At 42.5% G+C, this 15,006-nt stretch carries 16 protein-coding genes and 1 pseudogene; 15 read left to right on the top strand and 2 right to left on the bottom strand.

The features are described 5' to 3' along the window. The first annotated feature begins 157 nt into the window (after nt 1-157). The 10 genes and pseudogenes from DXA07_RS02300 to DXA07_RS02345 all read left to right on the top strand — a co-directional run bounded on the left by DXA07_RS02300 (nt 158) and on the right by DXA07_RS02345 (nt 8,293). A complete protein-coding gene (locus DXA07_RS02300; RefSeq protein ID WP_008402058.1) occupies nt 158-529 on the top strand; it encodes a CidA/LrgA family protein in 372 nt (123 codons plus the stop codon). Then, nucleotides 522-1,214 (top strand): LrgB family protein, encoded by a 693-nt coding sequence (locus DXA07_RS02305; protein WP_118483228.1) that lies wholly within the window; start codon nt 522-524, stop codon nt 1,212-1,214. Before DXA07_RS02300 ends, DXA07_RS02305 begins: the two co-directional genes overlap by 8 nt. A 159-nt stretch (nt 1,215-1,373) precedes the next feature. Then, nucleotides 1,374-2,057, top strand: coding sequence for a GntR family transcriptional regulator (locus DXA07_RS02310; RefSeq protein ID WP_118483230.1), 684 nt, complete (start codon nt 1,374-1,376; stop codon nt 2,055-2,057). Nucleotides 2,058-2,095: 38 nt separating this feature from the next. Then, nucleotides 2,096-2,665: a cytidylate kinase-like family protein gene (locus tag DXA07_RS02315; RefSeq protein ID WP_118483232.1), complete on the top strand. Its 570-nt coding sequence runs from the start codon at nt 2,096-2,098 to the stop codon at nt 2,663-2,665. Next, entirely contained in the window at nt 2,666-3,310 is a 645-nt protein-coding gene (locus DXA07_RS02320) for a methylated-DNA--[protein]-cysteine S-methyltransferase (protein ID WP_117822273.1), read from the top strand. Nucleotides 3,311-3,491: 181 nt separating this feature from the next. Continuing rightward, nucleotides 3,492-3,992 carry a DNA-deoxyinosine glycosylase gene (locus tag DXA07_RS02325; protein WP_118483234.1) on the top strand — a complete coding sequence of 167 codons (501 nt, stop codon included), beginning with the start codon at nt 3,492-3,494 and terminating at the stop codon, nt 3,990-3,992. A 516-nt stretch (nt 3,993-4,508) separates the two neighbouring features. Next, entirely contained in the window at nt 4,509-5,090 is a 582-nt protein-coding gene (locus tag DXA07_RS02330) for a TetR-like C-terminal domain-containing protein (protein ID WP_165853015.1), read from the top strand. Nucleotides 5,091-5,312: 222 nt separating this feature from the next. After that, nucleotides 5,313-7,087, top strand: a pseudogene (locus DXA07_RS02335) (oleate hydratase). Nucleotides 7,088-7,334: 247 nt separating this feature from the next. Next, entirely contained in the window at nt 7,335-7,742 is a 408-nt protein-coding gene (locus DXA07_RS02340) for a hypothetical protein (protein ID WP_118483236.1), read from the top strand. Beyond that, on the top strand, nt 7,739-8,293 hold the full coding sequence (locus tag DXA07_RS02345; RefSeq protein ID WP_118483238.1) for a hypothetical protein: 555 nt from the start codon (nt 7,739-7,741) through the stop codon (nt 8,291-8,293). The genes DXA07_RS02340 and DXA07_RS02345 overlap by 4 nt, the downstream gene beginning before the upstream one ends. Before the next feature lie 159 nt (nt 8,294-8,452). Here the strand turns inward: DXA07_RS02345 and DXA07_RS02350 are convergent, their stop codons facing one another. Together DXA07_RS02350 and DXA07_RS02355 are read right to left on the bottom strand one after the other, a co-directional pair. Further along, nucleotides 8,453-8,875, bottom strand: a complete 423-nt coding sequence (locus DXA07_RS02350; protein ID WP_021943657.1) for a flavodoxin — start codon at nt 8,873-8,875, stop codon at nt 8,453-8,455. A 149-nt stretch (nt 8,876-9,024) separates the two neighbouring features. Continuing rightward, nucleotides 9,025-9,576: a DUF3793 family protein gene (locus tag DXA07_RS02355; protein WP_117808187.1), complete on the bottom strand. Its 552-nt coding sequence runs from the start codon at nt 9,574-9,576 to the stop codon at nt 9,025-9,027. A gap of 439 nt (nt 9,577-10,015) precedes the next feature. Here DXA07_RS02355 and eno point away from each other — a divergent pair, with 439 nt between their 5' ends. The 5 genes from eno (at nt 10,016) to DXA07_RS02375 (ending at nt 15,004) form a co-directional block, all read left to right on the top strand. After that, complete coding sequence (gene eno / locus DXA07_RS02360) at nt 10,016-11,311, top strand: phosphopyruvate hydratase (protein WP_117808345.1); 1,296 nt, start codon at nt 10,016-10,018, stop codon at nt 11,309-11,311. A 205-nt stretch (nt 11,312-11,516) separates the two neighbouring features. Then, the gene (locus tag DXA07_RS02365; RefSeq protein WP_182427489.1) at nt 11,517-12,731 is read left to right on the top strand and encodes a PrsW family glutamic-type intramembrane protease; all 1,215 of its coding nucleotides are present in this window, start codon (nt 11,517-11,519) and stop codon (nt 12,729-12,731) included. Next, nucleotides 12,712-12,837, top strand: coding sequence for a hypothetical protein (locus tag DXA07_RS13665; protein ID WP_284467255.1), 126 nt, complete (start codon nt 12,712-12,714; stop codon nt 12,835-12,837). The genes DXA07_RS02365 and DXA07_RS13665 overlap by 20 nt, the downstream gene beginning before the upstream one ends. A gap of 4 nt (nt 12,838-12,841) precedes the next feature. Next, nucleotides 12,842-13,150, top strand: a complete 309-nt coding sequence (locus tag DXA07_RS02370) for a rhodanese-like domain-containing protein (protein ID WP_021943660.1) — start codon at nt 12,842-12,844, stop codon at nt 13,148-13,150. 240 nt (nt 13,151-13,390) lie between these two features. Beyond that, nucleotides 13,391-15,004, top strand: coding sequence for a hypothetical protein (locus tag DXA07_RS02375; protein WP_118483241.1), 1,614 nt, complete (start codon nt 13,391-13,393; stop codon nt 15,002-15,004). Nucleotides 15,005-15,006: the final 2 nt, after the last annotated feature.

Genomic DNA, 15,006 nt, shown 5'->3' on the forward strand with positions numbered 1-15,006 from the left:
GGAATATATTGATGCCGATTTGGTAAAATAATAAATTGACAAATAATAAGATGGCAGTATAATGATTGGTAGCACTGAATTGGTGCTACCAATTTCTTTTATATGAAAAAGTATAGTTCAAACGAAAAAGGATAAAAAATGTAGAGAGGATATTTGAATGAAGTATATTAGACAATTTTTAATCATTCTTGCAATTTCATTTATCGGGGAACTGCTCAAATATGTATTACCGTTGCCGATTCCTGCAAGCATCTATGGAATGGCGATTTTATTTGTATGCCTGATGACGGGTTGGATTAAGTTAGAAGCAGTGAAGGAGACAGGAAAATTCTTAATTGAGATCATGCCATTGATGTTCATTCCTGCCGGTGTTGGTCTGATGGTTAGCTGGGGAACGCTGAAGCCGGTGCTGATTCCGGTATGTGTGATCACGGTCGTTACGATCATTACGGTTATGGCGATGACAGGCAGACTGTCACAGTGGATCATCAGAAAAGACAGGAAGAAAGAGGAACAAGAGGATGCATGATTTTTTTGAAAACTCCCTGTTTGCGGGAGTTACACTTAGCCTGATCTCATATTTGATCGGGTCAATATTAAAGAAAAAATTCAAACTGGGAATATTTAATCCGTTACTGATCTCGATTGTAGTTACCATCCTGGTACTGGTTGTGAGCAAGGTGGATTATGATACTTATAATGAAGGCGCCAAATATTTAAGCTGGCTGTTGACCCCTGCAACTGTATGCCTGGCGATCCCACTCTATGAACAGTGGGAACTGCTGAAGCATAACTGTAAGGCGGTTATGGCAGGTCTTGTTGCCGGTGTGGTGACAAGTCTTTGTACGGTGTTTGTATTGTCAAAGATCATGGAACTTACACATGAGGAGTATGTAACGATGCTTCCGAAGTCTATCACGACTGCGATCGGTATGGGTGTTTCAGAAGAACTGGGTGGATATGTAACGATTACGGTTGCGGTTATTATCGTAACGGGTGTTCTTGGAAATATATTTGGTGAATTAGTGTGCAAGATTTTTCGAATCACCGAACCGATATCTAAAGGGCTGGCATTTGGCTCTGCATCTCATGCGATCGGAACAGCAAAGGCGATCGAGATCGGTGAAGTGGAGGGGGCAATGAGCAGTCTGGCGATTGCGGTTTCCGGTATTCTTACGGTTGTGCTTTCGTCGTTATTTGCGCATTTTATGTAAATATATATGCTGCTTATAAAATGCAAGGATTTATTTCGAATTTACAGATCGGATATAGAAATAATGAAGTTAGTTGATAGTCTCATAGGCGGGTATCCGCTGGTAGCAGATATCAAAATATAGAAATAACGAAATTTATTGATAGTCAGGGAGACGGGTATGGAAAAACAACATGCTACATCAGAATATGAAAAAGCAATTCAATATATTTACAGCCTGATGCAGGACGGAACCTTGCAGATCGGAAGCAAGCTTCCGACCGAACGTACGATAGCGGAGACGTTGGGAATCGGAAGAAATTCGACCAGAGAGGCACTCAGTATCCTGCATGGCATGGGAATGATCGAACGCGTACAGGGATCGGGAAATTATATATCAAAAAATGCCGGAGAGTCGATCCGTCAAATGCTTATGATGATGCTGGCACTTGGCAGTATCACGAAATCCGAGGTCTGTGAGTTCCGTTGTACAATGGAAAAGTCTGTATGCAGTATGCTGATCGAGAAAGGAATACCATTTGAGTGTCAGGTGCTTCTGGAGGATAATCTGGCAAGGATGGAGCAGGCGGATGGTTCCGAACTGGTTAGCGTGGATAAGGAATTTCATGAACTGCTGATCCGGGCGACAGAGAATGAACTGTTTTCAATGATCATGGAGGCGGTTATGATCGTTTACCGGGAATGGATCGATCTGGTGCTGCGTCGTGTGAATATAAAAGAAAAGGCAAACTTGCTTAATTATCACAAGCAGATCTATAATAGTGTATTGGAACGTGATGAAGTATCCATGAAAGCGGCGGTAGACGGGCATTATCATCTGATCAGCCAGATGCTTGCATTGTAGATGAGTAGAGATAATATATAAGAAGGAGGTAAGAGCGTATGATCGTAACACTTGGAAGACAGTGTGGATGTGCGGGAGATGAGATCGGAAGAAAATTATCAGAGCTGTTAGGGATTCCGTTTTATACAAAGCCTGAACTGATCGCACTTGCAAAAGAAAAAAAGATTTATGAGAAATATCCGATGTATTTTGGGGAACAGCCGGTAAATGCGATGATCAGTTCTGTCGCCGATGATTTCTGTTCAAATCAGTATGATACGCCGAAGAAGGCGCTGGCAGCATTGTTTGGAAAAGAAAGCTTCATTATCATAGGAAGAGCCTCAAACTATGCTTATCGGGAGGATCAGAATGCGATTCGCGTATTTTTATGTGGGGACAAGAGGTTACGGGCTCAACATATCGCGGAAAAGCATAAGATTTCAGATCGAAAGGCAATGGCTCTGGTAGAAAAGACGGATGAGAAGCGGCGTGGCTATCACAGATATTATACCGGAGAAGAATGGGGCTATGCAGAAAATTATGACCTGTGTATGGATGCGGTCCGTCTGGGCGTGGATAAGACAGCAGAGATGATCGCAGACTATGTAAAGCAGGTTGGAGGAAAATAAATGACAACAAGGGAAGAAGCATTGGCATATGGACTGTCTTTTCCTGATACATATCAGCAGGCGCCATTTCATGATCCGAACTGGCAACTGGTGCGTGTGAAAGGAAGCAAGAAGGTATTTCTGTGGACATATGAGAGAGACGGATATATTAATCTGAACGTAAAGGTCGATCCGGAATGGCGGGATTTCTGGCGGAGTGCGTTTGACTCGGTGATACCGGGCTGGCATCAGAATAAGGAGCATTGGAATACGATCATTCTGGATGGAAGCATTCCGGATCAGGATGTGAAACGGATGATCGCAGAGAGTTATGATCTGGTTACAACCAGTCCGTCAAAGAGAATTTATGAGGCTGTGAAAAAGATTCCAGCCGGAAAGGTTGCAACCTATGGTCAGATCGCGGAGCTTGCCGGAGATAAGAAGATGGCGCGTGCGGTAGGAAATGCGCTTCATAAGAATCCGGATCCGGAGCACATTCCCTGCTTTCGTGTGGTAAATGCAAAGGGTGAATTATCCGGGGCATTTGCATTTGGCGGAAAGAATGTACAGGCAGATCGATTGACGGCAGATGGAGTTACAGTTGTCGATGGACGGGTGGATATGGAGAGATTTGGAATAAAGATCTTAGATGGAGAAATCATATAAAAATATAAAGTGAAAAATGATTTATATGCAGGAAATGACCGTTCAAATACAAAGGTTATTTGAAACAGAAAACAAGTCATTTTTGCGGATGCATATTTTACGGAGTGGAAGTTAATTATTTTGTAATTCCGTTTGGATGTGTAAGATTTGCAGGCAATTCTTTATTTGAAAGGAAATAAAAATGTCAGAATATCAGTATGTAGAGCATGAAATTGCTCCGGTATATAATGAAGAATCACAGGTGCTGGTTCTTGGCAGTCTGCCATCGGTGAAATCCAGAGAGCAGGGCTTCTACTACGGACATCCGAGAAACCGTTTTTGGAAGGTAGTGGCAGCTGTACTTGGTGTACCGGAACCCTTGACGATAGAAGAGAAAAAACGGATGCTGCTTGCCGGTCATGTGGCGGTCTATGATGTGATCCGGGCTTGTGAGATCATCGGTTCCAGTGACAGCAGTATCCGAAATGTTGTTCCTGCAGATATTAAAAGCATTGTAGCACATACATCGATCCGGGCAGTTTTTACAAATGGAAAGACTGCCGGCAGATTATATAAAAAATATCAGGCGGAACATATCAGGCTTCCGATGATTACACTTCCATCAACAAGTCCGGCAAATGCAGCATTTTCGCTGGAACAATTGGAAGAAATATGGAAGCAGGAGTTAGGAAGATATTTGTAAAAGCATTTTACAATATAGGTTGACTGATATAAAAAAGAATAAAATTTTACATTGATTATACACACTTGACAACATCAACCGTATCGCAGAAAACTGTGTAAGTATTGCAGAAGAGGCTCTCGACAATACAGCATTTGTTGAGATCAGGGAGGATGCAAAGAAAGCAGAAATAGAAGCTTCCGATAATGTAGTCCTTGCATAAAAGCATGTTACATGGCGGTTTTATCTGTTTGTAACATCATATGAAACAGTTCCTTCTGTAGGGCTTTTTTCACACCCTGAATGATATAGATTGTTTTTTCGTTTGACCGGTCTCTGTATGTTACAGTTGACCGGCCGTTTTTTGTATGATATACCACATCCAGACCAGAATTTTGCGTGTAAAATATAAGATGATGGCATGAGGAATTTTCTCATGCCATTAGCTTATTTTTAATTTTACAAAATTCTGGTGGGTATGGTATAGTAAGGATAACTTTTTTTCTGATGAACAATAGACGCGGAGGTTACAAGGAAATGTCTCAGATAACGAAACGTGCGTTGGAAGCATCACTGAAGAAGCTTCTTACAAAGAAACCGCTTGACAAGATCACAATAACCGATATTACAGAAGATTGTGGTATTAACCGGATGACATTTTACTACCATTTTAAAGATATCTATGATCTGGTAGAGTGGGTGTGTGTGGAGGATGCAACGAGGATACTGGGTGAGAATAAAACCTATGATACCTGGCAGGAAGGCTTCCTTCGTATCTTTGAAGCGGTGAGCGAGAATAAGACATTTATGATGAATGCATATCATTCGATCAGCAGAGATCAGGTAGAAAAATATCTGTACAGTCTGACGTATGATCTGATGATCAAGGTCATCGAAGATAAGGCGAAGAATATGCAGGTGCGGGATGAAGATAAGAAGTTCATTGCTGATTTTTACAAATGCTCCTTTGTCGGTGTGTTGCTTGAATGGATTGAGAATGGCATGAAGCAGGATCCACATGTGATCGTGGATAAGATGGGACTGGTGATGCATGATAATATTACCAGAGCACTGGAAGCATTTCGGACGGATGCCTTTCACAAAAAAACAGAGAGCTGACAGATACATTGAAAAAACAATGTGTCTTATTTTTCAGACCGGTTATCCCATCAAAACAGGGGAAATGATAAAATTTTAGACAGAACAAGTACCGTGAATATATTTTTATCACGGTACTTTTTTTGTTTATTGAGGGCAAAAACGGGGAATCTTATAATAAAGACAGTTTTTGAGATAACCGGTCTGTTTGCGGGCAGGCTGTATAGATTGGAGGTAATTCGTATGTATTACACAAGTGGAAATTATGAAGCATTTGCCAGACCGAAGAAGCCGGCGGGTGTGGATCAGAAATCGGCATATATTATAGGTTCGGGACTTGGTGCATTGGCGGCAGCCTGTTTTCTGGTAAGAGATGGACAGATGAAAGGCTCGCATGTGCACATTCTGGAGAAAGACCCGATTCCGGGCGGTGCATGTGATGGTTATCAGTACAGCGATATCGGCTATGTTATGCGTGGCGGACGTGAGATGGATAACCATTTTGAGTGTATGTGGGATCTGTTCCGTTCGATTCCGTCCATCGAGACAGAGGGTGTCAGTGTACTGGATGAGTATTACTGGCTGAATAAGGCAGATCCAAACTATTCTTTGTGTCGGGCAACTGAGAATCGGGGGCAGGATGCACATACCGATAAGAAGTTCGGATTGTCCGATAAGGGTGCAATGGAGATCATGAAGCTGTTCTTTACCCCGGATGAAGAATTATATAATAAACGGATCGATGAGTATTTTGATGAAGAAGTGCTTAATTCTAATTTCTGGATGTACTGGCGGACGATGTTTGCATTTGAGAACTGGCATTCTGCACTTGAGATGAAGCTCTATATTAAGCGTTTTATCCATCATGTCGGAGGACTGCCGGATTTCACGGCACTTCGTTTTACCAAATATAACCAGTATGAGTCCATGATTCTTCCGATGGTAAAATATCTGGAATCATTCGGTGTGGTGTTCCATTATAATACCAAGGTTATAAATGTGGAATTCGAGATCGAAGCAGGAAGAAAGCTGGCAAAGAAGATTGATATTATCCGTGACGGTGAAGCAGATGCGATCGATCTGACCGAGAATGATCTGGTATTTATCACAAATGGCGGCTGCGTGGAGAATTCTTCATACGGAAGTCAGAACAAACCGGCTGAATTCAAGACCGAGATCCGTGAGGGTGGCGGATGGGATATGTGGAGGAAGATCGCAGCACAGGATCCATCCTTTGGACATCCGGACAAATTCTGCTACGATCCGGAGCAGTCAAACTGGATGAGCGCAACGGTGACGACATTAGATGAAAAGATTCTCCCGTATATTAAGAAGATCTGTAAGAGAGATCCGCTCTCAGGCAAGGTAGTTACAGGTGGTATTGTGACTGCGAGAGATTCCGAATGGCTGCTTTCCTGGACGATCAATCGTCAGCCGCAGTTCCGTAATCAGCCAAAGGGACAGGTGCTTGTATGGGTATATGGCTTATTCTCGAATAAACCGGGTGATTATGTAAAGAAGACCATGCGGGAATGCACCGGTAAGGAGATCTGCGAGGAATGGCTCTATCATATCGGGGTACCGGAGGAGGAAATACCGGAGCTTGCCGAACACAGCGCAAATACGGTGCCGGTTATGATGCCATATATCACGCATTTTTCATGCCGCGTGAGAAGGGCGACCGTCCGGATGTCGTACCGGAGGGAGCGGTCAATTTTGCATTCCTTGGACAGTTTGCCGAGACAGCAAGAGATACGATATTTACAACCGAGTATTCGATCCGGACAGGTATGGAAGCAGTATATACTTTGTTGAATATCGATCGTGGTGTGCCGGAGGTCTGGGGCAGTGTCTATGATGTCCGCGACCTGTTAAATGCGACAGTGGCGATCCGGGATGGAAGAAAGATCACAGATATGAAGCTTGGTCTGAAAGAAAAGATCGCGATGAAAGAGCTTTTAAAGGCGGTAGAAGGAACCGATGTCGAGAAACTGCTGCGGGAGCATGGAGCGATATAAATACAAGATCTGTATATAAAGAAAGTCTTACGATATAATATAGTGAAAGAAAACAAAGCATCTGCTGATGTATGGACTTTATATAGTTTATGGATCAGCAGATGTTTTTTATATGGACAATGCAGACCATGACGGATAAACTGTCATGCATGACAAATTTATATATTTATTTTTTATATGCAGTGATATAATACAGGTATCTGCAAAATCTGCAGAAGGAAGGAATAAAAAATCAGGAGGAAAATGAATGAAAAGACATTTAAAAAAAGTAGTATTGGCAATGATCGCATTTGTACTGTGTGGAGTAATGAATGTGACAGGTTCCAATGTAAGTCTGGCAGCAACAGACGTTGAGACGGAGCAGACGGCGGAACTGGAAGCAGCATCAACCGTAAAGCATGTATCAGCGAGAAAACTGTATCATGCAGGTGACTATCTCTACATAGAAACCTCAAAGGGTGTACTTGCGTATAATATGAAAAAACAGACTGCAAAGTATGTTGTAGAGAGTGATGGTGTCAGTGGAGTTTTGGTACACAAAGGATATCTGTATTACAACCTTTATCAGGACAGCCAGATGAGTATCTATAAGATCAAGGCTGATGGAAGTTCAAAGCCAAAACAGATCTGTAAAATGGAAGACTTGGTTTTATGAAAAACAACCGACTTTATTATGGTCATTCCGGTTTATGTTCTATGAAACTGGACGGAACTGATAAGAAGCGTCACATGAGGGTAAAAGATGATGCAAATGGAAAGGTATTCTATTATAAGGGCAAATATTTCTACAGTGTATTTCCGTATATGACAGAATCCTATTCCGTTGACACAAAATATAAGCATAAAAAGAAATACCCGGCAGGAAATCAAACGGTTTGCAATGCATTTGTCAGAGCTTTTGATGATATGCAGTTTAATGAGAGCCTGACTGTAAGAGGATATCAGTATGGTACTTTGATCAAAAATGGAAAAAGCTCAAATTCCATTTATAAATTTGGAGATTCTTATTATGGAAAGAGTACGGGCAGAACTTCCAAGAAAAGGATCTACCAGTCATCCAAGAAGAAGGTACATGTTCTGGCAGCATGTCCGGGATATATTATGTTTGCAGAAAGCAATCAAAAAGCAAGTTATGAAGATGGAACTGTAAAGATCATCAATGTAAAAGGCAAGGTTGTTGCAACATTAAAGAAGAGTCAGAAATAGAACATATAAAAACAGAAACTATAAATATAATAAATGCTCTGGCAGAGGTGTGGTTTGCCAGAGCATTTGTTGGATTGTACGATAATGTACAAGCGGAAGGACTGCCACATGGCAGATTCCTGTATTTTGGTTGTGTTTAGAGATGTGTATTATTATTTATTAAACAAGTGCTTCGCCAAGTGCAGTACAATCAGCAAGACCTGCTTCATCCGGTGTTTCATGGCAGATCAGTGGAGCTGCTGCAAATACAGCACCGTCAGCCTGGCACTGAGCTTCCCATGTATCCATCCATTCGCCGCTTCCCCAGCCATATGAACCGAAGATGGCGATCTTCTTACCGTTTAATGCCGGTTCACATTCAGCGAACATTGGCTCAAACTCGCTTTCTTCTAAGACTTCAGCACCCATAGCAGGGCAGCCAAATGCGATCGCATCATAGTTATCTACCATATCTGCAGTAAATTCTGCGGATGTTAAAAGATCACATTCTGCACCTTTTGCTTTGGCACCTTCTGCAACAGCCTGTGCCATTAATGCTGTATTACCTGTGCCACTCCAATATACAACTGCAACCTTACTCATAGTAGGTTCCTCCTTATAATTCATGTATTTTATATTTAGAGATCTCTGCATTGGAAATATATGCAGAAATCTCCTATATTCATTTTTGTTATGTGAACGTCGTTTGCATAAATAATTATTTTACTATGCGGATGCAATTTTCTAAATACTTATACAGCAACTGTCAGCTGCCAGATCGTTCGTCCCTGATGCCAGAGATCTGCATAGATCTCCCGGCATTTTTTAAATTTTGCAAATGTTTTCTGAGCCTCACCCAGATCACCATATACCTTCCAGTCTCCCATGCCCTTACAGTTGCTTCCGTGGTTCTTGATAAATCCAAGAACATCCTGTAACGGATAACCGAGAAATACACCGATCTCATGAGGAAATTCCGTTGATGCCTGAAGCCTTATACGTAGCTCGGCGAGTAGCTGGTCGACCGTGCCGGACGGATATCCGATGTTCAAAAGAAAGACATTGATCTCCGGTCTTGACAGTTCACGGATCATGGCTTCCGGTCTGTAGACATAGATCAGAGCAGTGTCAGTATTTTCCCGCAGGATCGTTATGCGGATTCCTTTTTTCTGAAATTGTGCATCCCAGACAGCCACACTTTCGTATAATTCTTCTTCGGAAGAAAAACGATAAAGAAACAGGCTGGCAGGTTTTAAGGACGCCAATGTAGGCGAACAATGTGTGATCAAATATTCTTCAAACATAATCACAAACTCCTTTTTGCATCGATTCCGACAAATATTCTGCAATATTCAAAAAACCTAAAGCTATATGCAGTGCTGGTACGCTCGCATCAAAGCAACGTTGCATATCAAATTTTAGTATGCACCGTAACTCTGTAAATCATTCAATCTACTGGTTAGACACATCTAACTCATGGGTGCATTATACGGTCTGATCCTGTAAAAATCAAGCGAAAAATGTGATAGAAATTCTCAATAAATTCGACCGTTTTTTGTTGACGGAAAAGGCTTCTGCATGGTATTTTTATAAATAGTTAGCAGAAACTAACCAAAAATCTTGTGAATAAATCGTGTGACTCCATTCTATATGCATCCCTGACTGCTGAAAACAGGGTATGCACCCGGATGCAATGACGGATCCGGGACAGAAGCTGTCACCAGAAAGAAGGATCAAAGCATGATGAATTATTTAGAAATCGAAAAAGTAATCGGAAGAGAAATTATCGACTCCAGAGGAAATCCTACAGTAGAAGCAGAAGTTATTCTTGCAGATGGTACAGTTGGACGTGGCGCAGCTCCAAGTGGTGCATCAACAGGTGAGTTTGAAGCATTGGAGCTTCGTGATGGCGACAAGAACCGTTTTGGCGGCAAGGGCGTCCAAAAGGCAGTAGAGAATATCAATACAACGATCAATGATATGTTAGTTGGAATGGATGCATCAGATACATATGCTGTTGACCAGGCAATGATCAAGGCAGACGGAACAAAGGACAAGTCAAATCTTGGTGCAAATGCAATCCTTGCTGTATCAATTGCAGCAGCAAGAGCAGCAGCTATTTCACTGGATGTACCTTTATATCGTTTCTTAGGCGGTGTAAGCGGCAACAGACTTCCGGTTCCTATGATGAATATTATCAATGGTGGATGCCATGCATTATCATCCGGTCTGGATGTTCAGGAATTTATGATCATGCCGGTTGGTGCTCCTTCATTCAAAGAGTGTCTCAGATGGTGTGCAGAAGTATTCCATGCACTTCAGGCCATCTTAAAAGAAAGAGGACTTGCTACGTCTGTTGGTGATGAAGGTGGATTTGCACCTGCACTTGCATCCGACGAAGAAGCAATCGAGACAATTCTTGAGGCAGTAAAGAAAGCCGGATATGAGCCGGGCAAGGACTTCAAGATTGCGATGGATGCAGCTTCATCCGAGTGGAAGACAGGCACGGTTGGCGAGTACAAGCTGCCAAAGGCTGGTACAGTATATACATCAGAAGAGTTGATCGCTCACTGGAAGAGACTGGTTGAGAAGTACCCGATCATCTCCATCGAAGATGGTCTGGACGAAGAAGACTGGGAAGGCTGGAAGAAGCTTACAGCAGAGCTTGGCGATAAGGTACAGTTAGTTGGTGACGACCTTTTCGTTACAAATACAGAGAGACTTGCAAAGGGTATCGAGCTTGGCTGTGGTAACAGTATCCTGATCAAGTTAAACCAGATCGGTTCTGTATCAGAGACATTGGAAGCAATCAAGATGGCTCACAAGGCCGGATACACAGCTATCTCATCGCACAGATCCGGTGAGACGGCAGATACAACGATTGCAGATCTTGCAGTTGCTTTAAATACCTGCCAGATCAAGACCGGCGCACCATCCAGATCCGAGCGTGTAGCTAAGTACAACCAGCTCTTAAGAATTGAAGAAGAGCTTGGTGCTTCAGCCGTATATCCGGGTATGAAAGCCTTCAATGTAAAATAATTATTGTCATATATTTTCCTCAAAAAAATATGAATAAATGCTATGGGAGACGTAAGCTTTGCGTCTCCCATATTTTATATGTAAAATAAGACCTGTAAGTAGAGTTTTTCATTGCTGGGTGGTATAATTTTAAACAAGTCATATTATGTTGAAAAGATTCGATGGTTGTGATTACAGTCATCGGATCAGGATTATGGGAGGTCATATGAGTCGAATACTGATCATAATAGCAGTCTTGCCGGCATTGGTCCTGCTTGGCTTTATATATATGAGAGACCGGAAAGAGAAGCCGCCGGTCAAATTAATGGTATTGCTTCTGGCACTTGGTGCAGGTACGATCATTCCGGCAGCGATTGCAGAATTTATCGGGCAGTTAATCGTTGCACAGACAGATACGGATCATCAGACGATGCTGTTGGTGCTCTGCTTTCTGGTGATCGGAATTGTGGAGGAGCTTGGAAAATATCTGGTAACGGTCTGCACTACATGGAAAAGCAGAGAATTTCAGCACAGCTATGATGGAGTTATTTATATGGTCTGTGCATCGCTTGGCTTTGCTATATTGGAAAATATCTTATATGTTGCTTCCGGCGGAATCGGAACGGGCATACTCAGGGCATTTACCGCTATTCCACTTCATTGTACGGTAGGTGTTATCATGGGTGCACTTTATGCGAAGGGCAGAGAAGCGGCATATGCAGGTGACCGTGCGGGTATGATCGGATTTATGGCATGGGCATATATCGTGCCGGTATTTATTCATGGCTTATATGACTATCTTGTGATGGCGGCATCGTATGGATATATTTCGGAGGCATGGGTATTCCTGATCCTTGGAGTGATGTATGTACTTTCAATTTTTCTGATCTTTTACTGTTCAGCGCATGACCGCAGAATTGACGGCAGACCGGAGACTGCAGATTATGGGATGTACCGGATGGATTTTCGCAGACCGGGCAGAGGATATTATTATCCAGATCAACCGGATTACCGGGCGGGTTATCCGGGCTATCCGGGTGGTGATGCATATGGTCAGGCCGGAGGATATATGCAGAATACAAATTACAACCCATACAATGGTGGTTATACACAGGGGATGAATGCCAATGCAGGTCAATCAGCCTACGGCACAAATTCCGGGTATGAGGTAAAGGATGATTATAATCGAGGCAGCGCATATCCGACTAATATGGAGTACATGCAAAATACTGGTTATAACCCTCAAAACGGTTATATTGTGAATAGAGCATATATGCAAAATGGCGGCTACATGGGAAATGTAACATATCCGCAAACTGGAGTGAATCCATATCGGCAGCAGGAGAATCCCGGATCACAGAATTATTCTCAGAGTTATACGTCGAATGGCACTGGTACGGATTATGGCATGACAGGGTACAATGGACAAGGGCAGAAATAAGACGGGAATTGTGGCAGAAACGCTGAATATGCCGCACGTTTTGATGGAAGATACATATGATGAATATATAGGAATCCATATAGCAGGAACATTTGCCAGGGGGTGAAATGATGAGATTTCACAACATACCGGTTCGCGATATCATGCAGGAAGCAGTCCGCTATGGCGGGGTGATCGTGGACGTTCGTACCGAAGAAGAATTCCTGAGAGGACACATACCGATGGCAGTCAATGTACCATTGTCGGATATCCAGTATGGTAATTATAATCTTCCTAAAAATAAAGTACTGCTCACATATTGTCAGTATGGAGGCGGCAGTGCATTGGCAGCGAGACTGCTATCGCAGGCAGGATATAAGGTGATCAATACCGTTGGGGGAATCGTACAGTATAAAGGAGCATTGACGAAAAACCGCTGACAGAGGGTGTAACTAGCCATTATGAAAGAGAAGAAAATGTGGTTTGAAAATGAGAATAACAGAATAGATCGATCCCGGACATGACAGAACCTGTTAAGGAAGTGCATGACCGGGATTTTTTTGTTTAATTTACTTGTGGTGGCAGGGGGAAGTATGTATAATATGGACAGGGTAATTGGCGGGTATCACAGGATATTCCGGAGGTACTTATTTTTTTAGAAAAGAAAGGATATAGGGTAAATGAGAAAAAGAATTTTAGGAACGATCATTGCGGCAGGTTTTTTTGCAGTAGCAGCATTTGCAGGGGCAAATGGACTGGCAGAGACACAGGCGGCATGTGAACATTCACAGGTGAAGGATGGAGCCTGTGTGGATTGTAATGATCCGGTAGAATGCATCGAGGTAGAGGATGCAAGTGGAACAGCAAAGGGCACTTATTCTAAACTGGAAGATGCAGCGGCGGCTGCCGGAAACGGTGATATACTGAAGCTTCTATATAATTGTGAGAGTACATCAACATATATTGATGCGGGGAATAAGAATCTTACGATTGATCTGAATAAGAAGGAGTTAAAGGCTGTTCATTTCGATATCATGGGCTCGCTTGTGATAGAAAATGGAGAATATAGTGGCTATATCAGGAATGCAGCGACAGGGAATGAACATACATTAACATTTGAAAATGTGAGAGCAGATCTTACGCAGCTTGGATGGTATGCAAAGGGTGGCATTAAACTGGTAAACAGTAATATAGAACAGCAACATGATGGTGCAGCATTTACAGAATGGTGGCTTGAAAAGTTGCAGATGGATCAGACATCTGTTTATAAGATTACAAATTCGCCAAGCGGACTAAGCAATTATGGGTTGCTTTCATTAGATGAAGCTGTGGGCGGTATTGAGGAATTTCTTCCGGCCGGATACACATTGGATGGACAGCCGAATTCCTATAATACGATATTAGATGAAACAGGCACAAAGGCGAGAAGCGTAGAGCTTCGTTATCGCCGGCTGACAGATGCGACAGTTTCTGTATCCATTGCCCCGACTTCTTATGTATATGATGGAAAAGCAAAAGAGCCAACAGTGACTGTCACATACGATGGAAGAGATCTGACAGAAGGAACGGATTATACCTGTACATTTACAGATAATATCAATGCAGGAACAGCAATCGTAAAAATAACAGCAAAGGGTAAGACTTATCACGGAGAAACCGTAAAAAATTATACGATCGATAAAGCACCACAGACAGCACCAACCGGTCTTACGACAGAAAATGAAAGTGCAAAAGGGAAAAAGGACGGTTCCATTAAAAATGTTGATGTATCCATGGAATATTCTGTTGACCAGAATGTATGGAAGCCGATCACAGCAAATACGATCACAGGCATTTCTGCCGGTGATTATTACGTCAGATATAAGGAAACAGCAAATTATTATGCATCGGGAGCAACAAAAGTAACGGTTAAAATGTCTGTCCCGGATGGTGGAACAACAGAAAATGTGACAACAGAAGATGTGACAACGGAAGCTTCTACAGATGCAACGACAGAGGATACAACGGAAGCTACAACTACGACAGAAGATCGTACCGATGATACAACGGAAGATGTAACGACAGAGTCAACGGATGATACTCAGGATGAAACGGAAGATGTGACAACAGAATCCGAAGAAGTTGTATCAACGGAGGACCAAACAACAGAGAAAACAGATGCCGATAAGCCGGATGACCAGAAGAACACCGGAGTAAAGACAGGAGATGATTTTGCTATGAAGACAGCAGTTGCAGGTATGATCATTTCACTGGGGCTTGCCGGAATCGTTGTTATAAATAAACGCAGAAAATAAAA

This window comes from Clostridium sp. AM54-37XD (assembly GCF_003478225.1).
Lineage (GTDB): Bacteria > Bacillota > Clostridia > Lachnospirales > Lachnospiraceae > Coprococcus > Coprococcus ammoniilyticus.

Coding starts and splice junctions, on each gene's coding strand:
- DXA07_RS02375 (WP_118483241.1), top strand. CDS start 13,391: ATGAGAAAAAGAATTTTAGGAACGATCATTGCGGCAGGTTTTTTTGCA.
- DXA07_RS13665 (WP_284467255.1), top strand. CDS start 12,712: ATGGACAAGGGCAGAAATAAGACGGGAATTGTGGCAGAAACGCTGAAT.
- DXA07_RS02350 (WP_021943657.1), bottom strand. CDS start 8,875: ATGAGTAAGGTTGCAGTTGTATATTGGAGTGGCACAGGTAATACAGCA.
- DXA07_RS02305 (WP_118483228.1), top strand. CDS start 522: ATGCATGATTTTTTTGAAAACTCCCTGTTTGCGGGAGTTACACTTAGC.
- DXA07_RS02310 (WP_118483230.1), top strand. CDS start 1,374: ATGGAAAAACAACATGCTACATCAGAATATGAAAAAGCAATTCAATAT.
- DXA07_RS02355 (WP_117808187.1), bottom strand. CDS start 9,576: ATGTTTGAAGAATATTTGATCACACATTGTTCGCCTACATTGGCGTCC.
- DXA07_RS02330 (WP_165853015.1), top strand. CDS start 4,509: ATGTCTCAGATAACGAAACGTGCGTTGGAAGCATCACTGAAGAAGCTT.
- DXA07_RS02370 (WP_021943660.1), top strand. CDS start 12,842: ATGAGATTTCACAACATACCGGTTCGCGATATCATGCAGGAAGCAGTC.
- DXA07_RS02300 (WP_008402058.1), top strand. CDS start 158: ATGAAGTATATTAGACAATTTTTAATCATTCTTGCAATTTCATTTATC.
- DXA07_RS02320 (WP_117822273.1), top strand. CDS start 2,666: ATGACAACAAGGGAAGAAGCATTGGCATATGGACTGTCTTTTCCTGAT.
- DXA07_RS02325 (WP_118483234.1), top strand. CDS start 3,492: ATGTCAGAATATCAGTATGTAGAGCATGAAATTGCTCCGGTATATAAT.
- DXA07_RS02365 (WP_182427489.1), top strand. CDS start 11,517: ATGAGTCGAATACTGATCATAATAGCAGTCTTGCCGGCATTGGTCCTG.
- eno (WP_117808345.1), top strand. CDS start 10,016: ATGAATTATTTAGAAATCGAAAAAGTAATCGGAAGAGAAATTATCGAC.
- DXA07_RS02345 (WP_118483238.1), top strand. CDS start 7,739: ATGAAAAACAACCGACTTTATTATGGTCATTCCGGTTTATGTTCTATG.
- DXA07_RS02340 (WP_118483236.1), top strand. CDS start 7,335: ATGAAAAGACATTTAAAAAAAGTAGTATTGGCAATGATCGCATTTGTA.
- DXA07_RS02315 (WP_118483232.1), top strand. CDS start 2,096: ATGATCGTAACACTTGGAAGACAGTGTGGATGTGCGGGAGATGAGATC.